Consider the following 18,841-nt stretch of genomic DNA (forward strand, 5'->3'; position numbering starts at 1 on the left):
AGGGTCGGCAGAATGAGTGTAGAAAAGTGACTACGAAAGAAGGCGAACCAGATGAATCAGGTGGAAACGGAACAGTTTGTCCGGGATGATCGGAAGGATTTGCTTGCCTTGCTTGAGATGAGATTTGGCGGAGCGCCGCAGCCTGTGCAAGAACAAATCTGCCGGCTGCAGGATCTGAACGAGCTTCAGCGCCTGATTATCGCGGCTTGCAACGCAGCGGATTGGGAAGTGTTTATGGAAGAGCTCCAGTCGGGACAAGACAGCTTTAAACTGACGGGGGAAAGGTTTAACCCGGTAAACCAGCAGGGAAAGGAGTATCTGAACAATGGCTGAACATAAAAACAAGCTGCTTGAAGCGTTGAAATACTTGCAACGCGGAGAGGCCATTAACGAAGGATGGACCGAGGAGAGCCCCAGATCCCGGGATTGGGAGAGCCTATATCGCGGTCGCTGGCAGCATGACAAGGTCGTTCGGTCGACACATGGCGTAAACTGTACCGGTTCCTGCAGCTGGAATGTTTACGTCAAGGACGGCATTATCACCTGGGAAACACAAAAAACGGACTATCCGACCACGGGAGTCGACTTCCCCGAGTATGAACCCCGGGGCTGCCCGCGCGGGGCAAGCTTTTCCTGGTATACCTATAGCCCGATCCGGGTGAAGTATCCCTATATCCGCGGCGATTTGTACGACATGTGGCGTGAGGAGCTGGCAGTTGTGGAGGACCCGGTCATGGCCTGGAAAAACATCGTCAGTGATCCCAAAAAGCGCGACAGATATGTCAAGGCCAGAGGGAAAGGCGGCTTCGTCCGGGCGGATTGGGATGATGTCTGTCAGATGATTGCCAGCTCTATTATCCATACCATTCAGCAATACGGTCCGGATCGTGTCGTCGGCTTTAGCCCGATTCCAGCCATGTCCATGGTGAGTTATTCGGCAGGGACACGCTTCCTGTCGCTGATTGGCGGGACCATCCTCAGTTTTTATGATTGGTATGCAGACCTTCCTCCTGCCTCGCCGCAGGTTTGGGGAGAACAAACAGATGTGCCGGAAAGCGGCGACTGGTATAACACCAAGTATTTTATTATCTGGGGGACCAACATTCCACAAACCCGGTCTCCGGATGCGCATTTCATGGTGGAAGCCCGTTATAACGGCACCAAGGTGGTCGGGGTCAGTCCCGATTATGCCGAATATGAAAAGTTTGCGGACATTTGGCTGCCGGCTAAAGTCGGGACCGATGCCGCGCTTGCCATGGCCATGACCCACGTCATTCTCAAAGAATTCTACGTGGATCAGCAAGTCCCTTATTTTACGGATTACGTGAAAAAATTTACCGACCTGCCTTTCCTCGTGATTCTGGAGGAACATGCCGATGCGCTTCGTTCGGGCCGCTTCCTCCGGGCCTCCGATTTGGGTGATGCCCAGGAGTTGGCCGAATGGAAAACGGTAGTCTGGGACGCGGCATCTGGAGCGCCGATGGTTCCCAATGGTAGTCAGGGCTTCCGTTGGGATCAGGGGAGCAGATGGAACCTGGACCTCGAAAATCCCGACGGGACCGCAGTGGAACCTCTGCTGTCATTTATTGATGAAGCGGATGAAGTGGCTCTCGTTGACTTTCCTTATTTTGCAGAAGCAGAAGGAGGGACGGTCCGGCGCGGGGTTCCGGTAAAGCATTTGCCGAGTGCGGAAGGCAGGACGCTCAAAGTCGTGACGGTTTACGACCTTATGATGGCTCATGTGGGCGTACCCAGACAGCAACTGCCAGGCGATTATCCGGCCGATTATAACGATCTGAAGCCCTACACTCCGGCTTGGCAGGAGGCGATTACCGGCGTTAAGAAATCCCATTGCATTCAGGTAGCGAGGGAGTTTGCCGAAAATGCGGCCAAGACGGGCGGAAAATCGATGATCGCTATGGGTGGAGGAACGAATCACTGGTACCACAGCGATCAAATCTACCGGTCCATTCTGAATCTGGTGCTGCTCACAGGCTCCCAGGGGGTAAACGGCGGCGGATGGGCCCATTATGTGGGTCAGGAAAAGGTAAGGCCGGTGGAGGGGTGGCAGCAAATCGCATTTGCGGGAGACTGGATCAAGCCTCCCCGGTTACAAAACGGAACCTCCTTCTTCTACTTCGCGACGGAGCAATTCCGCTATGAGGCCAAGGCCAATGAGGAGCAGAAACCATCCTGGGGCGGGCGGTTTAACCATATGCATCCTGCGGATGTCAATGCGTTGGCTGTAAGGCTCGGGTGGCTGCCTTCATTCCCGCAATTCAATCAGAATTCCATCGATGTGGCCAGGCAGGTTCGGGAAAAAGGGTTTTTGGACGACCAGGAGGCCGTACAGGAAATTGCGAGAATGGTTAAAGAGGGAGAACTGGATTTTGCGGTGGAGCACCCCAATGATCCGAACAATTTCCCGCGTGTCTTCTTCAACTGGCGGTCCAATCTGCTTGGTGATAGCGGTAAAGGGCATGAATACTTTGCCAAGCATTTGATCGGCGCGGACAATCAGGTGCTGACGGACCCGAGCCATTCATGGCGGCCGGAGACGGTGAAGACGGATGATGTTCCGCCGGAAGGCAAAACCGATTTGTTCATCAGCATGGATTTTAGAATGACGAGTTCAGGGCTATTTTCGGATATCGTGCTGCCAGCAGCGACCTGGTACGAAAAATACGATTTAAGCACGACCGATATGCATCCGTTTGTCCATCCGTTTAATGCGGCTGTTGAACCGCCTTGGCAAAGCAAAAGCGATTGGGACGCTTTTCGGGAAATCGCCAAAGCGTTCTCCCAATTGGCGGAGAAACATTTGCCAGCCTGCGAGGATGTTCTCATGACACCGCTCGGACATGACAGTCCGGATGAAATCGCCCAGGTTCACGGAAAAATCCGCGATTGGCGCAAGGGGGAGACGGAGGCAGTGCCCGGCAAAACGATGCCCCATTTTTTATTGGTGAAGCGTGACTATCCGAACGTGTATGGAAAAATGATTACCATCGGACCGAACATTAAAAAGGGCTATGGAACAAAGGGGATTAAAATTCCCGGCGACAAGGTGTACGGCCAGCTCATGGAGCGGCTGGGGGCATCGAAACATGAGGGGATCGGCAAAGGACAGCCGGATCTGTTCCGGGATAAACAGGTGATCGAAGCGATTCTGCTGATGTCCGGCGCCACGAACGGAGAACGGGCCGTGGAAGGCTGGCGTTCGCTAGAGGCCAAAACCGGCAAAAAGCTGGAGGACATCTCAAAACCGCGGGAAGAAGAGGCCTTCACGCTTCTGGATATTACTGCTCAGCCCCGGCATACGATCTCAACTCCGGTCTGGAGCGGCTTGGAGAAGGACAATCGGAGATACTCGCCTTTCACTTTAAATACGGAGTACAGCATTCCATGGCGTACTTTAACGGGCAGACAAAGCTTCTATCTGGACCATGAGATGATTTTGGATTTCGGTGAAGGGCTGCCGCTCTATTTGCCGCCGCTGGAGCACATTCCTTTTTTTAAGGGAGAGAAAGGAGTGCCAGCGAAAGGGAAAACGATGACGATCCGTTATTTGACCCCGCACCAAAAATGGGGAATTCATACGATGTTTACCGACACCAATCAAATGTCGACGCTGTTCCGCGGATGGCAGGTCGTCTGGCTGAACGAAAAAGACGGGGCCTCGATCGGGATCAAGGACAATGATTGGATTGAGGTATACAATCGGAATGGAGTCATTGCAGCAAGAGCGGTGCTGACTTACCGGATTCCAGAGGGAATCGCTTATATGTACCATGCCCAGGATCGTACGCTTGGCGTGCCGGGCACCTCTATCACCAAGCAGCGCGGCGGTACCCATAACAGTGTGACCCGAATTACGATGAAGCCGACACATATGATCGGAGGATATGCCCAATTGAGCTACGGGTTCAATTATTACGGGCCGACGGGAAGTCAGAGAGATACGATGACAATCATCCGGCCATTGAAGGAGGTTGACTGGCTTGAGGATTAAAGCACAAGTCGCCATGGTCATGAACCTGGACAAATGCATCGGCTGCCATACCTGTTCGGTGACCTGCAAGAACACGTGGACCAATCGGCCCGGAACGGAATACATGTGGTACAACAATGTGGAAACCCGGCCGGGTCCCGGTTACCCTCGGGAATGGGAAGACCTGAGGAAATTTAAAGGCGGATGGGTTCTGCGCAACGGAAAGCTGGCACTCCGGGCGGGGGGCCCGATCACCAAGCTGGCGAATATTTTTTACAATCCGAATATGGCCAGCCTGGACAACTTCTACGAGCCGTGGACCTATGATTACGATAACTTGATTCATAGCCCCAAGCGAAAGCATCTTCCGGTCGCACGGCCTGTATCACTGATTACCGGCGAATATATGGACAAGCCGGAATGGGGCCCGAACTGGGATGACGACCTGGCTGGCGGAAGCGAGATCGTACCGCTGGACCCGAATGTCAAGCAGCTTCAGGAACACATCGCCATGGAGTATGAGAAGACGTTCATGATGTACCTGCCCCGCATTTGCGAGCACTGCCTGAACCCTTCCTGCGTGGCTTCCTGTCCATCCGGAGCTTTGTACAAGCGGGAGGAGGACGGCATCGTACTTGTGGATCAAGAAGCCTGCCGGGGGTGGAGATTCTGTACCAATGGTTGCCCCTATCACAAGGTATACTACAACTGGAATACGCACAAGGCGGAAAAATGCAATTTCTGCTACCCGCGGACAGAAGCGGGCATGGCCACGATTTGCTCGGAAACCTGTGTGGGCCGGATCCGCTATATCGGCGTCGTCTTTTATGACGCAGATCGGGCCAAGGCGGCCGCTTCCGTGGAGAATCCACAGGATTTGTATGAATCCCAGCTTTCGGTGTTCCTTGACCCCTTCGAGCCGGAAGTGATCAAGGAGGCGAGAAGAAGCGGGATCAACGATTCCTGGATCGATGCGGCGCAGCGCTCGCCGATCTATAAGCTTGCCATGAAGTGGAAGGTTGCTCTGCCACTTCATCCGGAATACCGCACGCTCCCCATGGTGTGGTACGTTCCGCCGCTTAGCCCGATTATGAACCATATTGAAGAAGACGAGCTTCAGACCGATCACTATATTCCCGCTGTCGATCAGATGCGGATTCCAATGGAGTATCTGGCATCTCTGCTTACGGCAGGGGATACCTCCGTCATCCGTAGAGTGTTGCTTAAAATGACCGCCATGCGTGTACACAGACGGCAGCGAGCCGTTGGCGGCATGGATGATCTCAGGCACAGCCAGCTTTTGGGGGAGGCGGGAATTACGGTGGAGGAAATTGAAGAGATGACCCGATTGTTCGCTGTTGCCAAATATAACGAAAGGTTTGTGATTCCAACCGCCCGGAGGGAAATGGATGGCGCGAAAGAGCTTCATTACAAGCAGGGGGCCTGTAGCATCGAATCCATTACCCCGTCAAGCGCGGTCATGTCACATCTTTTCGCAAGGGAGGACATGGATGATGGAACATAAGCCCGTTTTGCTGGCGGCCTGCGCCAGATTGCTAGGATATCCCTGTGAGGATTTTCAGGAAATGAAGGAGGAACTGCTTGCAGCTGTCCAAGAGGAAATGAAGGATAATGAGCTGGCGAGCAGGTTTGGCCAGGCGGCGGAAGCTATCTTCTCGGTTCCTCTCAAGGAGCTTCAGGAAATTTATGTTTGGACGTTCGATTGGAAGGAAAAGACCGGACTCTACCTGACCGCTCATGAATTGGGTGACAGCCGGGAACGTGGGGCAGCTCTGATTCTGCTTCAGCATATTGTCCGGGATGCGGGCTTTATGATGCCGAGCGGGGAACTGTGCGACTTCATTCCGCTGCTGTACGAGCTGCTGGCGGTAAGGTCCGACAATGTTCATGTGCGCGCGCTTGAACTCCGGCTGGCTGCAGCCACAGAGCGGATTCGGAAGCATCTGTCTGAAGACAGCCCCTATTCCGGGTTGTTGAACTTTCTGATGACCGATGTTTTCGAGGTCCCTTCGGAAGAAGAGATTCGCATGCTGGAGAGCAAGCGGGAGAGCGCCGATCTGGATGAACTGCCTTACCCTATCCTGTTTGGCATGGATGGTACGGCTCGTAGCGATTCGGATTTACCCATTTACAAAACGTGCAATGGAATGGAGGTATAATGATGACTGGTATCTTTTGGTGGGTCGTGTTTCCCTATCTCACCTTGGCGGTGATGATCTTCGGCCTGCTCTATCGGTTTGCTTTTCGTCAGGTCAGCTGGACGGCGCCTTCCACGGAGATTTTTGAAAAAAGATGGCTCAGAATCGGTTCGACTGTGTTCCATTACGGGATCATTTTCGCGTTTGTTGGCCATATCATGGGTGTGTTGATCCCGCGCAGTGTTTATCATTTCTTCGGCATATCCGATGAGACCTATCATATATTTGCGATCGCGGGGGGCGGTTTTGCCGGCCTGATGGTCGTCAGCGGTCTGGTTCTTCTGCTCTTGCGCAAAATCCTTAACCGCCGGGTAAGGGCTCATGCGGGTTTTGGCGATTATTTTGCAGTGATTTTAGTCCTGATCATCGCTGCCATCGGAACCTATATGACCATCGTGTATAATACGACTGTGGTGACCTATGAATACCGTACGACCATCGGGCCTTGGTTTCGCAACCTATTCACCTTCAATCCGCAATACGGGTTGATGGCCACGGTTCCTTTCGTATTTCAGCTTCACATCATCCTGGCGTTTCTTCTGTTCGCTTCCATTCCGTTTACCCATCTGGTCCATATGTTTTCCTTTCCCGCACGTTATCCGGCGAGAGCTCCGCAGCAGTACCGTTCCAGAAACAGTTACCGGAGACGGGAAAGAACCTGATTGGGCCAATCCTGGTTGGCAGTGTGATGTGCAAGGGGGATCTCCCTATGGCTAAAATTTCTGATGAATCACTTGGATCATAGAAACAAACCGCTAAATACGAGGGAGAACCCTTGTGTTTGGCGGTTTTTTATGATTATTTTATGATGAGTCGGCTCAGTCGCTTATAGTAGTCGTCACTGTGACGGGTGCTAGAGTTGAAATTGATCACCTCAATGACTACCGTTGTGCCGACAATCAAGCTAGTATTTTGATTAGATTAGTAGTGGAAAGCGTTGTTAATCCGCCTCGCTGCAACGTCCCATTTACAAATACATTATAGTAGCCGCTACTGGTGGGAACGGTAAGCCCGTTTACCGCGACTGAAATACCACTATCATTCGTAAAACTTTGTACCGGGATGGTGGTCACTCCCCCTGAAATATTTCCAAGCACCACAATTCAATGCTTTTGCACTTGTTGGGGTAATACCAGCGTAGCTGATACCACTCGCAAACACATGGGTGACTATGCAGTGACGGAGTCGGCTTGAACAAAGTTTTTTGATGTGACTAATGATAGCGGGAAATCAAAAAAGAACCTGGACAGTTTTACCAGGTTCTTTATATTGCACATAAACAGACACATTGATATAATCAGATTACGACTTTTATAAGTTTCATGAGCAAAGTTATTGCATCTTACAATTTAATTGTACCATGCCAGTAAACTCTTGTCAAATGTTTTTTCTCAATTTAATGGTTAGGAGAGATATTGAATGAGTTCTTTGGTTCTCGGTTTTCAGGAAATGGAAAAAACGCAGCTTTTGCTCGTTGGAGGAAAAGGGTTTGAATTTAGGGGAATTATCAAAAATTCAAGGAATACAAGTACCAGAAGGATTTTGTGTTACAACAGTGGGATATCAAAAAGCCATTGAACAAAACGAAACGTATCATGCTTTGTTGGACCGACTAACAATGCTAAAAGTAGAAGATCGAGAACAAATTGGTGAAATCAGCAGGAAGATTCGACAAATCATTATGGAAGTAGAAATTCCTTCCGATGTTGTGAAAACAGTTACTCACTATCTCTCCCAGTTTGGCGAGGAACATGCTTATGCCGTGCGTTCTAGCGCAACTGCTGAAGATTTACCACATGCCTCTTTTGCTGGTCAACAAGACACCTATTTAAATATCATCGGCGTCGATGCCATCTTGCAGCATATTAGCAAATGTTGGGCTTCCCTGTTTACGGAACGCGCGGTAATCTACCGCATGCAAACTGGATTCGACCACAGCCAAGTTTATTTATCCGTGATCGTTCAAAGGATGGTTTTCCCGCAGGCTTCAGGGATTTTATTCACCGCCGATCCCATTACTTCTAACCGAAAGCTGCTATCCATCGATGCCAGTTTTGGACTTGGAGAAGCACTGGTCTCCGGCTTGGTATCTGCCGATTGTTATCAAGTACAGGAAGGGGAAATCGTCGATAAGAGGATAGCAACCAAAAAACTGGCTATCTATGGACGGAAAGAAGGCGGAACAGAGACCCGGCAGCTCGATCCCGACCAGCAAAAGACGCAAACACTTACTGAACAACAAATTTTACAATTGGCACGCATCGGAAGACAGATCGAAGCTTATTTTGGTTGCCCACAAGATATCGAATGGTGTTTGGTTGATGATACATTTTATATTGTCCAGAGTCGTCCAATCACAACTTTATACCCCATCCCTGAAGCGAGCGATCAAGAAAATCACGTCTATATCTCTGTCGGTCATCAACAAATGATGACCGATCCCATGAAACCACTGGGATTGTCTTTTTTCCTGTTAACGACTAATGCACCCATGCGTAAAGCTGGTGGAAGGTTGTTTGTTGATGTCACACATATGCTGGCTTCACCTGACAGCAGAAAAATGTTATTAGATGGCATGGGACAACACGATCCACTCATGAAAGACGCACTTATGACCATAATAGAGCGACGAGATTTCATTAAGTCGATACCAAATGATAAGCAAGAACAGAGTTCCGGTAAAAGCAATAAGAGTGTGTCGTCTACGGATTCTAGGGCCCAATTCGAAAACGATCCGGCAATCGTTTCTGATTTGATTAAGCGTAGTCAAACATCGATAGAAGAGTTAAAACAAAACATCCAAACGAAATCGGGATCGGATTTGTTTGATTTTATCCTGGAAGATATTCAGCAACTAAAGAAGATCTTATTTGACCCACAAAGTTCGGCTGTGTTTATGGCTGCCATGAATGCTTCCTCATGGATCAATGAAAAAATGAACGAGTGGCTAGGTGAAAAAAACGCAGCAGACACGCTTTCTCAATCTGTGCCCAACAATATTACCTCGGAAATGGGTCTGGCGCTATTGGATGTCGCTGATGTGATTCGCCCTTATCCGGAAGTAATTGATTATTTACAACATGTAAAAGATAATAACTTTTTGGATGAACTGCTTAAGTTTGATGGTGGACAGGAAACCCAAGACACGATCTATGCTTATCTCAACAAATACGGCATGCGATGTGCCGGAGAAATCGATATTACTCGAACTCGTTGGAGCGAAAAACCAATTACACTTGTCCCGTTGATTCTGGGTAACATCAAAAACTTTGAGCCTAATGAAAGCAATCGGAAATTTGAGCAAGGGCAACAGGAAGCTTTGAAAAAAGAACAAGAGTTATTAGATCGATTGAAGCAATTACCGGATGGTGAACAAAAAGCCAAAGAAACAAAACAAATGATCGACCTAATCCGGAATTTCATCGGTTATCGGGAATATCCAAAATACGGCATGGTTAATCGCTACTTTGTTTATAAGCAGGCTTTACTGAAAGAAGCCGAGCAACTCGCGCAAGCGGGCGTTATTCATGATAAAGAAGATATATACTATCTCACTTTTGAAGAACTTCACGAAGTCGCACGCACAAATAAACTGGATTACCAGATCATCAGCAAACGAAAAGACGAGTACAAATTATATGAAAAACTAACTCCACCACGAGTAATCACGTCTGATGGTGAAATCATTGCAGGTAAGTACAAACGAGAAAATCTCCCAGCCGAAGCTATTGTAGGTCTAGCTGTTTCTTCTGGAGTTATAGAGGGACGAGCACGTGTCATCTTAAACATGGAAGATGCTGATCTAGAAGATGGAGATATATTAGTCACCTCCTTTACTGACCCTAGCTGGACACCATTATTTGTATCCATAAAAGGCCTAGTCACCGAAGTTGGTGGACTGATGACCCATGGAGCAGTTATCGCACGTGAATATGGATTACCAGCAGTTGTCGGGGTGGAAAATGCTACCAATCTGATAAAAGACGGGCAACGAATTCGCGTGCATGGAACAGAAGGGTATATTGAAATATTGTAATGGCTGAATACGTCAAGTAAGAACCTCTGTCATAATTTATCACTCATAAAAAGAACTCTCCAGACGTGGAGGGTTCTTACATTTTTATCCATGTATTTGCAAGTGGTAACAGCTTTGCTTATGTACACGATATAAAACCGAGGGCGAGTCTTACCTATTGTCAACTTGTAGTATGGAAGAAGCAATAAAAAAACAGTGAGTTTCCTCACATAAAACGACATATTCCGACACCGAAATGCCATATTCTAGCAAGTGTTGATAGGCTATAATCGTAGCAGTGATAACTGATTGTCACTAAAATTTATTAGAGTCAGGATCGGTGGTTCAAATAATGAAGCTGGCAACAAAATTAACTTGGATGATGCTCATCATGTTGTTTCTCGTAGGATCCTCCATTGGATACTTCGGATATCGTACCGCTTACCATCAAGTGGATGAAGCTGCAGGGATCGAGCTGGTGGGCTGCGCCAATATTACGACCGGCCTTATAGAACCTAAGGATATATCAGCCCTGGTCAGTGGAGATAAGAGCAAACTTGCTGCCGTTGAAGAACGGATAGGCTGGATTGTGGCACATAAGCCTATTTTTAAAGAGGCTTTCATTCTCTCTCTGGATGGAAAAATTCTCGCCGCCGATGCCAACTTCAAGCAAAGAGGCTATGAAGCTGGCGATTCCTTCTACTTCACGGACGAAGACAAGGAAATGATAACTACTATGAAGCATTCCGCATACTCCAAGGTTTATACATATGAAGGAACCTCGCTCAAAACGGGATATGGCCCCATTTATCAGGACCATGATCCCACCAAGCCCATTGTTGCACTGATGGCTATCAATTTTGACGGCTCGTTAATTCAGGAACGGACGTTGGATATTATTGTTCAGCCCTTCATTATTGGCGGCTCCATCTTCATCGTGGCTATCCTTGTTGCTTATCTGTTGATTCGCCGTATGGTAAGTCCGCTTACCAAGCTGTCAACCTCTGTGAATACTATTACAAAGGGCGATCTTACCCATGAACCGCTTCTTTTCAAAAGCAAGGATGAAATCGGGAATCTGGCCCGCGACTTCAACGATATGACAATGAACCTGCGCAACCTGATTACTCAGGTCAATCACACCTCCGTGCTAGTCGCTTCTTCCTCTCAGGAGCTGTCTGCCAGCGCCCAGGCAACGAACCGTGCTGGAGAGCAAAGTGTGAATGTTACGATTGAGCTGGCCGATGGGGCGCATACCCAACTGCAGAACCTCGAAGGAAGCTATAAAGCCGTTCAGGATATGTCACGCTTCATCAGCGATATTGCCAGCAATGCGGACATCGCGATGAACAAGGCCGCCGATAATGTTCAGAAAGCGCGTCTTGGCCGGGAATCGATGCATTCCACCACCTCCCAAATGGGAGCTGTGAGCGAAAGCATCGGTGATCTCTCAAGCATTATTGATACGCTTAGCAGTCACTCCAAGGAGATTGAGAACATCGTTGGCACCATCGCCAGCATCGCCGAGGAGACCAACTTGCTGTCGCTGAATGCGGCGATAGAAGCCGCGCGCGCCGGAGAAGAAGGCCGGGGGTTTGCCGTTGTCGCCGGCTCCGTCCGCAAGCTGGCCGAACGTTCGGCCATATCCGCCAGACAAATCAGCGAGCTGGTCAGTCTGATTATCCCCCAAATCGATAAGGCGGGAGAAACTATGAAGCGTTCCACGGACGAAATGCAGCAGGGCAAGGAGCTGATCATATCGGCTGGACGCTCTTTCTCTGAGATCGAAGTCTCCGTATCCGATATGTCTTCCCAAAGCGAGCAAATATCAGCCACAGTCAGGGAGCTGGCGCTGATCTCCGAAGGGCTCGTTGAAGCCATTCAGAATATCGTTACGGTCTCTAATCATACGGCTGAAGGGGCGGAGTCCCTGTCCGCCTCATCGGAGCAACAGCTTGCCGCCATGCAAGAAGTGGAATCCTCCGCAGCGCTCCTCTCCTCACTGGCCGAGAAGCTGCAGGTTTTGGTGGAGAACTTCAAGATTTAGATTTCGTGCAGTATGTGTAACATACATTTCCGATAAATCATTTGGTTCATAGAGAAATAAACCGCAAATACGAGGGGAAACCCTGTGTTTGGCGGTTTTTTTATGGTTATTTTATGATGAGTCAGCTCAGTCGCTTATGGTAGTCGTCACTGTGACGTTGTTGACAGAGGTTGAGGAGGCGCTAGTGTTGAAATTGATCACCTCAATGACTACCGTTACGCCAACAACCAAGCCTGTATTTATGATTAGATTAGCAGTGGAAAGCGTTGTTAATCCGCCTTGCTGCAACGTCCCATTTACAAATACATTATAGTATCCGCTACTGGTGGGAACGGTAAGCCCGTTTGTCGCGACTGAAGCACCACTATCATTTGTAAAACTTTGTGCCGGGATGGTGGTCACTCCTCCTAAAATGTCTCCAAGCACCACAGTAGCTGTGTAACGATTGACGATTGGAATGATATTAATATTCGTTGTGACAGCAATGTTTCCAGAGACGATGCTGTCTGCTTTCAGATAGATTCGAATAATAGACATAGGAATTCCTCCATTCCTAATATTCCAGATATATCTCATAGTTTATGTCTATCATCTGGATATGGATTGGATGGGGAAGAGTCTTTTGTATCCGAAGTCTTCAGCCAATTGCCGACGGAGTCCTGAACATATTTGGCCGGGTCAATTCGATGGCAAAACGACGTATATTAGCATCATGATCCCGTACCCAATCGTTTAAAAGCGCAAGCGATTCCAGCAGTTGCATGGCTACGGTCCCTCTTACAGCCATACGTATGACCCGACCCTATTGTATTCTTAACCTTTTGGCTTAACCAGCAAAGCTGCCAAAAATGAGAAAATAATGGCTGCCGAAATACCTGCGCTGGTGACCTTGAATATACCGGTAATGACTCCGATCCATCCGTCTTTCTGTAATTCCTCCAAAGCGCCGTGAACCAGCGAGTTTCCAAAACTAGTGATCGGAACGGAAGCTCCGGCTCCTGCAATTCTAACGAGCGGGTCATACAAGCCAAGTCCGTCCGCGACTGCTCCCAGCACGACGAGTAACGTCATGGTATGGGCTGGAGTCAGTTTAAACACATCGAAACAAATCTGTCCGAAGACGCAGATTGCGCCCCCTACAAGAAAGGCCCACAAAAAAATCATGTCAGTTTCCCCCTCCTGATTCGATCGCTACAGCATGCGCAATACCAGGAATACTTTCTCCTTGTTGAAACGAAAGCGGCGATAAGAGCGCCCCTGTAGCAACAACAAGCATGCGTTTGATTTCCCCCATTCGCATGCGTTTCATTAAATGACCGTAGGTGACAACGGCCGAACAGGCGCAACCGCTTGCCCCCGCCTGTACCATCTGAGTATCGTAGTCGTAAATCATCATGCCACAATCGGCATACTCCGTTTGATGAATCGGAATGTTATGTTTTTCAAACAATTTGTTGGCAATCTCATAGCCTACTTTGGCCAGATCGCCTGTGACGATCAGGTCATAATAACCGGGTTCGATTTGCAAATCTCGAAAATGAGCTTGAATAGTGTCAACCGCAGCAGGTGCCATGGCTGCCCCCATATTAAACGGATCCGTAATCCCCATATCGATAACCCGGCCAATTGTCGCTGACGTGATAACAGGTCCTTCTCCTTTCTGTGAAACGATCGCCGCACCGGCACCGGTTACGGTATATTGGGCAGTTGGCGGCTTTTGTGAACCGTATTCTGTCGGATACCGGAACTGCTTCTCTACGCTTGAATTATGACTGCAGGTCCCTGCCAGTATGAATTTCGCTGCTCCACTATTGACGAGTGCGGACGCAAGAGCCAAGCTTTCCATCGAGGTTGAACAGGCACCGAACACGCCAAGATAGGGGATCGACAGAGTACGAGCGGCAAAGCTGGTGCTGATTATTTGATTCATCAAATCGCCGCCGATATGAAATTGGACTTGCTCCTTAGTTAACCCTGCTTTTTCAATCGCCAGTTTTGCAGCTTGCTCGATTAAAATTTTCTCAGCTTTTTCCCAACTTTCTTCTTCCAGCATGGAGTCACCATGTATGATGTCAAAATCGTGGGCAAGGGGCCCCCTGCCTTCAAACGGGCCAACTACGGTAGCTGAAGACCGAATCACCGGTTTATTTTCAAAGATCCAACTTTGATGCCCTTTTAGCATATCAGTGTCCTCCTCCAGTACCCTTAAGTACAAACGTGATAATACCCACAAAAAATGCGGCTACAGTTCCAAAAACAATAACCGGACCGGCAAGCTTAAACATTTTTCCGCCGACGCCTAATACAAATCCTTCACTGCGATGTTCGATAGCGGCGGATGCCATTGAATTTGCAAAACCAGTAACAGGAACAGCCGAACCGGCACCCGCCCATTGCGCGAATTTGTCATATACGCCGAGGCTCGTTAAAATTACAGAAATGAGAATTAACACGGCCGCAGTGGGATTGGCTGCTTTTTTCTCATCAAAGCCGGCCCAGTGAACAAACATTTCCTGAATTGCTTGTCCAATCACACAAATCATCCCCCCGGTAAGAAAAGCACGCCAGCAGTTTTGGAATAGGGGCCGTTTGGGTTCAATCTGATTGGCGAGTTTTTGATACTCCTGTTGGACTGGCGTTGCTTTTTTCATCTTTTCATTGCTCATTTTTTAGTCCTCCTGATCATCTGATCTAACGAATGAGTAGCGGTTTGACTTCCTCAATGACCCGTTCCAGCTCTTTTGCGCATTCTTCATACATTTTTTTTGCATTTGGCGCTTTGGTGGTAAGGCTGAACATTTCAAGATCCGCTTCACATTTTTTTAAAGTCGACAGCAAAGAAGCTTTAGTCTGAGGCTTAGGAACTTTGATCTGATCGTCAAATAAGTCAACATAAAGCTGGCCGTAGGTATCTACCTGACCAAGAAGCACGTTTTCAATTGCAACGCCTATCGTTTCGAGTTCCTTATCCAGCCAACCCCGGTTGAGTCCCATCACAGCTAATGGTTCATCCATGACATTTCCATCCATAATGACTATCTGCGGCTCCTTTTCGGGCCCCACTTTGATGCCTAGGTGTTTGGGGGTTAGGGATTGATTTTCTTTCGTTAGCAGGACGTTGATATCTCCATTCGGTTCCATAATCGCAAATTCTACATCCGACGCTAGGAAAATATCTTTTTTTCGCAGCTGTTCCATCAGTTCGTCGGTGGTAAGTCGTTCCTTCTTGAGGTTATCCTCCAGAATTTTTCCGTCTTTAATTATTACCCTTGGTTTACCATCGATAAAATCCCTTGCTTTTTTACTCTTAAGTTGTAAAAACTCGATCCCTAAAGAGACGGCTACCCATACAGACAATGAAATGACACTTAAATGCCATTTTTGATCCATTTCTAATGAAGTATAGGCAGCTAAGCTTCCGATCGTGATCCCAGTTATGTACTCAAAAAAGGATAGCTGGGAAATCTGTCTCTTTCCCAATAGCTTAGTCATTATAAAAAGTACGGCAATCGCTAACAATGTCCGTAGTGTAATAAGTAACCAATCTGGCATCATGTAGCCCCCTTTATTCTTTGTACCAAGTACAAGTTTCCAATTGATGGTAAACCATATATAAGCAAGATTGTCAGTTTTTCGTCTTTTTATTCATTGAAATGTAAATGTTTATTTTTTGTTTCAACTCACTCTCCTTTGATTTGGCTTTTTATCGCTCTTATTGGTGTATGATTTCGAAAAAAGGGGATACATTATATATGTTACCTGGGTAGGAATAGCAGTATTTTCGTTCCTTGCGCCCTTAATCCGTTAAAGGAGGTGGATCGAAATGACCGTAGCTTCCGATGTCAAAACGTGTGTTGCTTCATTAAAAAGCGCTCAGGCTAGCTTAGAAACATTCGCTTTGAGCACCCAAAATCAAGAGGCAAAAACTCTTTTTACAAACGCGGCTCAGCAAACACAACAAATTTTGCAGCAAGTCGAAGGCCGAGTACAGCAGTTAGAGAATGAAGAACCACAATACAAAGGTTTCTAAGAACGAGAAAGCAAAACAGCCATGTTCATAGGAGCATGGCTGTTCTTCTGTGTAAAAAACATGAAGTGGGTGAACCAATCATTGAAATATAAAGAGAAAGTTTGTGTTCAGTAACATTATAGATGTTTCCTGAAAAACCTAGTAAAATCAAGCACCATCAATGTTTGGTGGCATATCCGACTGGCTGCTACTTATTTACCGGCTCATTTTCTAGTTCCGACCTGGATTGCGAAGTTCAAGCAACAATATGAATACGTCGAAATGACGATTAACACAACCAATTCTAATGATGCATTAAAGCAGCTATTAAATATAGAAGTGGATTTTGCCGTCTATGGGGGATTGGGTTCCATCACGATAATCCTGTGAAAATTGTTCGATTTGCTGGCTGAAGAATCGAGGATCACAGCTACAGCCCTTCAGACGGTAGGGAGCAAAGGTTATGGTGGTTTCGTCATCGGAATCGTAAAAGGTTAATTGGCCGAAATCTGCTAAGCACAGGAGGGACCAACCCGAGTGTTTAGTTTTTTTGCTGTGTAAAGATAGCTCGTCATGATTCTGCGCACTATAATAAGGTAAAATAATACTGATTGGGAACTGCAGAACGTTTGTGAACGTTTATTGCTGAATTCCTATGTAAGAAGAATGAATTTACATAAAAATGGTGAGCATTCCCTTTCAATGTAAACGCAACCATGGAGAAGGGGCTGGGAATTCACCATTTTGTAAAAAAATGAAGTTGGAATGAAGCTTTTTGAATCTTTTTGAATAAAAATGATTGTTTTTTGTGAGGTTTATGGTACGATATGAACAGTTGGGGGAATGAAGATGCTGACGGAAGAAAGATACAATTTAATAATACAGCGCTTACAAGAATGTGGTGTTGTAAAATTGCAGGAATTAGCCGATCTGTTGGGGGCTTCTGAGTCGACGATTCGGCGCGATTTGATAGATCTTGAAGGCCGTCAGTTGTTAAAGCGGATTCATGGCGGGGCAACCTTGCTGAATCAGAAAAGTCAGGAACCTGGCATGGAAGAAAAAACATTCAAAAACGTTCAACAAAAAAATGTAGTCGCCCGCATGGCAGCCAAAGAAATTTTAGATGGCGAATGTATTTATCTGGATGCGGGAACAACAACGATGGCGATGATTCCTTACATTGAAGCTAAAGACGTGACGGTCGTGACCAATGGCCTATCCCACGTAGAAGCACTGGTAAGCAAGCGAATCAGAAGCTATCTACTGGGAGGGATGATGAAAATTCATACCAAAGCCGTAATCGGGAGTATTGCCCTGCAGAATTTGGACAATTTTCGATTCGACAAGTGCTTTCTGGGAACGAACGGGGTAGACGTGGAAATGGGGTATACCACTCCTGATCCTGAAGAGGCGCTGATTAAGCGGCGAGCCCACCAGCTGTCCGGCAAAACTTATGTGTTGGCGGATTCCAGCAAAATTGGAGAAGTTACCTTCGCCAAACTGTTCGAACTAAAGGAAGCTATTCTTATTAGCGAGTCGGTGCCTGAACGCTCACGCCGATCCATTGCTCAGAAAACTAAGATAATCGAGGGATAACAATGATATATACAGTAACGCTGAACCCTTCTATTGATTACATCGTGGAAGTTGACGATTTGAAGCTTGGTGATTTGAACCGGATGAAACGAGATTTGAAGCTGCCGGGTGGCAAGGGGATTAATGTATCCCGAATACTGTACCAATTGGGAGCAGACAGCACGGCGATTGGCTTTCTCGGCGGATTCACAGGCAGGTTTATCAACGATACATTGCAGGAAGAATCCATTAAAACTGATTTTGTAATCATCGAAGATGACACACGGATCAACATTAAGCTCAAGCATGGCGATGAGACGGAAATTAACGGCTTGGGACCTGCTATATGTGAGCAAGAGGCGGATGCGCTGGTGCAAAAGCTGTCGGGACTTCAGAAAAATGACATTGTCGTCTTGTCTGGAAGCATCCCGCCGTCACTCGGGGGAGACTTCTATGATCGCCTGATTAGCGTGTGCCAGCAGACTGGGGCTGAATTCGTCATCGACACCACAGGTGAAGCGCTGATGAAGGCACTGGTTCATAAGCCTCTGCTCGTCAAGCCGAATCACCATGAGCTGGCTGAGTTGTTTGGCGTTACTATTAACTCCAAGGAGGGGATTGTTACTTACGGCCGTAAGCTGCTGGAAGCAGGTGCACAAAATGTACTGATTTCCATGGCAGGAGAAGGGGCATTGTTCATTACGGCAGATGAAGTGTATCACGCAAATGTACCAGCAGGAACGGTTAAAAATTCTGTAGGCGCAGGTGATTCCATGATTGCTGGATTTGTGGGAACGCTGGCTCTTTATGGCGATCCGATCGAAGCATTCCGTGCAGGAGTGGCATCCGGAAGCGCAACTGCGTTTTCCGATGATCTGGCTACAAGAGAGAAAATTGAACAATTACGGCCGCAAGTCGCGATTTCAAAATGGTAATCCCTGCTACAGCATGAGCATATTATGCGTGTGTCCACACGCTGACCGAA

Annotated in this window: 16 protein-coding genes and 2 pseudogenes; 11 read left to right on the plus strand and 7 right to left on the minus strand. The window is 47.6% G+C overall.

Going from position 1 to position 18,841, the window contains the following annotated elements:
• Nucleotides 1–51 precede the first annotated feature (51 nt).
• From HPL003_RS16105 to narI, 5 genes are read left to right on the plus strand one after another with little or no spacing between them, the layout of a single operon-like run.
• Entirely contained in the window at nucleotides 52–333 is a 282-nt protein-coding gene (locus HPL003_RS16105) for a hypothetical protein (RefSeq protein WP_014280751.1), read from the plus strand.
• Nucleotides 326–4,012 (plus strand): nitrate reductase subunit alpha, encoded by a 3,687-nt coding sequence (locus HPL003_RS16110; RefSeq protein WP_014280752.1) that lies wholly within the window; start codon nucleotides 326–328, stop codon nucleotides 4,010–4,012. Before HPL003_RS16105 ends, HPL003_RS16110 begins: the two co-directional genes overlap by 8 nt.
• Nucleotides 4,002–5,516 (plus strand): nitrate reductase subunit beta, encoded by a 1,515-nt coding sequence (narH, locus tag HPL003_RS16115; protein ID WP_014280753.1) that lies wholly within the window; start codon nucleotides 4,002–4,004, stop codon nucleotides 5,514–5,516. The genes HPL003_RS16110 and narH overlap by 11 nt, the downstream gene beginning before the upstream one ends.
• Nucleotides 5,503–6,171 carry a nitrate reductase molybdenum cofactor assembly chaperone gene (gene narJ / locus HPL003_RS16120; protein WP_043922414.1) on the plus strand — a complete coding sequence of 223 codons (669 nt, stop codon included), beginning with the start codon at nucleotides 5,503–5,505 and terminating at the stop codon, nucleotides 6,169–6,171. Before narH ends, narJ begins: the two co-directional genes overlap by 14 nt.
• A gap of 2 nt (nucleotides 6,172–6,173) precedes the next feature.
• Nucleotides 6,174–6,872, plus strand: coding sequence for a respiratory nitrate reductase subunit gamma (narI, locus tag HPL003_RS16125; protein ID WP_014280755.1), 699 nt, complete (start codon nucleotides 6,174–6,176; stop codon nucleotides 6,870–6,872).
• Between the two features lie 237 nt (nucleotides 6,873–7,109).
• Here narI and HPL003_RS29840 read toward each other — a convergent pair whose 3' ends face one another.
• Nucleotides 7,110–7,310: a DUF4183 domain-containing protein gene (locus tag HPL003_RS29840; protein ID WP_337998880.1), complete on the minus strand. Its 201-nt coding sequence runs from the start codon at nucleotides 7,308–7,310 to the stop codon at nucleotides 7,110–7,112.
• Between the two features lie 319 nt (nucleotides 7,311–7,629).
• On the opposite strand from HPL003_RS29840, the pseudogene ppsA reads away from it, so the two are divergent.
• Together ppsA and HPL003_RS16135 are read left to right on the plus strand one after the other, a co-directional pair.
• Nucleotides 7,630–10,246: pseudogene (gene ppsA / locus HPL003_RS16130) on the plus strand (phosphoenolpyruvate synthase).
• 331 nt (nucleotides 10,247–10,577) lie between these two features.
• Nucleotides 10,578–12,272, plus strand: a complete 1,695-nt coding sequence (locus HPL003_RS16135; protein WP_014280758.1) for a methyl-accepting chemotaxis protein — start codon at nucleotides 10,578–10,580, stop codon at nucleotides 12,270–12,272.
• 126 nt (nucleotides 12,273–12,398) lie between these two features.
• On the opposite strand, the gene HPL003_RS16140 is transcribed toward HPL003_RS16135, so the two are convergent.
• From HPL003_RS16140 to HPL003_RS16160, 6 genes are all read right to left on the minus strand, one after another.
• Entirely contained in the window at nucleotides 12,399–12,809 is a 411-nt protein-coding gene (locus HPL003_RS16140) for a DUF4183 domain-containing protein (RefSeq protein ID WP_014280759.1), read from the minus strand.
• 100 nt (nucleotides 12,810–12,909) lie between these two features.
• Entirely contained in the window at nucleotides 12,910–13,059 is a 150-nt protein-coding gene (locus HPL003_RS28555; RefSeq protein WP_193372614.1) for a hypothetical protein, read from the minus strand.
• Between the two features lie 26 nt (nucleotides 13,060–13,085).
• The gene (spoVAE, locus tag HPL003_RS16145; RefSeq protein WP_014280761.1) at nucleotides 13,086–13,436 is read right to left on the minus strand and encodes a stage V sporulation protein AE; all 351 of its coding nucleotides are present in this window, start codon (nucleotides 13,434–13,436) and stop codon (nucleotides 13,086–13,088) included.
• Between the two features lies 1 nt (nucleotide 13,437).
• Nucleotides 13,438–14,454 (minus strand): stage V sporulation protein AD, encoded by a 1,017-nt coding sequence (gene spoVAD / locus HPL003_RS16150; RefSeq protein ID WP_014280762.1) that lies wholly within the window; start codon nucleotides 14,452–14,454, stop codon nucleotides 13,438–13,440.
• A gap of 1 nt (nucleotide 14,455) precedes the next feature.
• Nucleotides 14,456–14,938, minus strand: coding sequence for a stage V sporulation protein AC (gene spoVAC, locus HPL003_RS16155; protein ID WP_014280763.1), 483 nt, complete (start codon nucleotides 14,936–14,938; stop codon nucleotides 14,456–14,458).
• 25 nt (nucleotides 14,939–14,963) lie between these two features.
• Complete coding sequence (locus HPL003_RS16160) at nucleotides 14,964–15,824, minus strand: DUF421 domain-containing protein (RefSeq protein ID WP_014280764.1); 861 nt, start codon at nucleotides 15,822–15,824, stop codon at nucleotides 14,964–14,966.
• Between the two features lie 271 nt (nucleotides 15,825–16,095).
• On the opposite strand from HPL003_RS16160, the gene HPL003_RS16165 reads away from it, so the two are divergent.
• The 4 genes and pseudogenes from HPL003_RS16165 (at nucleotide 16,096) to pfkB (ending at nucleotide 18,791) form a co-directional block, all read left to right on the plus strand.
• Complete coding sequence (locus HPL003_RS16165; protein WP_014280765.1) at nucleotides 16,096–16,302, plus strand: DUF1657 domain-containing protein; 207 nt, start codon at nucleotides 16,096–16,098, stop codon at nucleotides 16,300–16,302.
• 171 nt (nucleotides 16,303–16,473) lie between these two features.
• Nucleotides 16,474–16,647: pseudogene (locus HPL003_RS27625) on the plus strand (LysR substrate-binding domain-containing protein); the annotation flags it as partial.
• 483 nt (nucleotides 16,648–17,130) lie between these two features.
• Nucleotides 17,131–17,877 (plus strand): DeoR/GlpR family DNA-binding transcription regulator, encoded by a 747-nt coding sequence (locus tag HPL003_RS16170; RefSeq protein WP_014280767.1) that lies wholly within the window; start codon nucleotides 17,131–17,133, stop codon nucleotides 17,875–17,877.
• 2 nt (nucleotides 17,878–17,879) lie between these two features.
• On the plus strand, nucleotides 17,880–18,791 hold the full coding sequence (pfkB, locus tag HPL003_RS16175) for a 1-phosphofructokinase (RefSeq protein ID WP_014280768.1): 912 nt from the start codon (nucleotides 17,880–17,882) through the stop codon (nucleotides 18,789–18,791).
• The last annotated feature ends 50 nt before the right edge of the window (nucleotides 18,792–18,841 follow it).

The sequence above is a fragment of the Paenibacillus terrae HPL-003 genome, from assembly GCF_000235585.1.
Classification (GTDB): Bacteria; Bacillota; Bacilli; order Paenibacillales; family Paenibacillaceae; genus Paenibacillus; species Paenibacillus terrae_B.

Excerpts from the sequence above, each read along its gene's own strand:
- HPL003_RS16105 (WP_014280751.1), top strand. The coding sequence starts at position 52 with ATGAATCAGGTGGAAACGGAACAGTTTGTCCGGGATGATCGGAAGGAT.
- HPL003_RS16110 (WP_014280752.1), top strand. The coding sequence starts at position 326 with ATGGCTGAACATAAAAACAAGCTGCTTGAAGCGTTGAAATACTTGCAA.
- narJ (WP_043922414.1), top strand. The coding sequence starts at position 5,503 with ATGATGGAACATAAGCCCGTTTTGCTGGCGGCCTGCGCCAGATTGCTA.
- narI (WP_014280755.1), top strand. The coding sequence starts at position 6,174 with ATGACTGGTATCTTTTGGTGGGTCGTGTTTCCCTATCTCACCTTGGCG.
- HPL003_RS16135 (WP_014280758.1), top strand. The coding sequence starts at position 10,578 with ATGAAGCTGGCAACAAAATTAACTTGGATGATGCTCATCATGTTGTTT.
- HPL003_RS16140 (WP_014280759.1), bottom strand. The coding sequence starts at position 12,809 with ATGTCTATTATTCGAATCTATCTGAAAGCAGACAGCATCGTCTCTGGA.
- HPL003_RS28555 (WP_193372614.1), bottom strand. The coding sequence starts at position 13,059 with ATGGCTGTAAGAGGGACCGTAGCCATGCAACTGCTGGAATCGCTTGCG.
- spoVAE (WP_014280761.1), bottom strand. The coding sequence starts at position 13,436 with ATGATTTTTTTGTGGGCCTTTCTTGTAGGGGGCGCAATCTGCGTCTTC.
- spoVAD (WP_014280762.1), bottom strand. The coding sequence starts at position 14,454 with ATGCTAAAAGGGCATCAAAGTTGGATCTTTGAAAATAAACCGGTGATT.
- spoVAC (WP_014280763.1), bottom strand. The coding sequence starts at position 14,938 with ATGAGCAATGAAAAGATGAAAAAAGCAACGCCAGTCCAACAGGAGTAT.
- HPL003_RS16160 (WP_014280764.1), bottom strand. The coding sequence starts at position 15,824 with ATGCCAGATTGGTTACTTATTACACTACGGACATTGTTAGCGATTGCC.
- HPL003_RS16165 (WP_014280765.1), top strand. The coding sequence starts at position 16,096 with ATGACCGTAGCTTCCGATGTCAAAACGTGTGTTGCTTCATTAAAAAGC.
- HPL003_RS16170 (WP_014280767.1), top strand. The coding sequence starts at position 17,131 with ATGCTGACGGAAGAAAGATACAATTTAATAATACAGCGCTTACAAGAA.
- pfkB (WP_014280768.1), top strand. The coding sequence starts at position 17,880 with ATGATATATACAGTAACGCTGAACCCTTCTATTGATTACATCGTGGAA.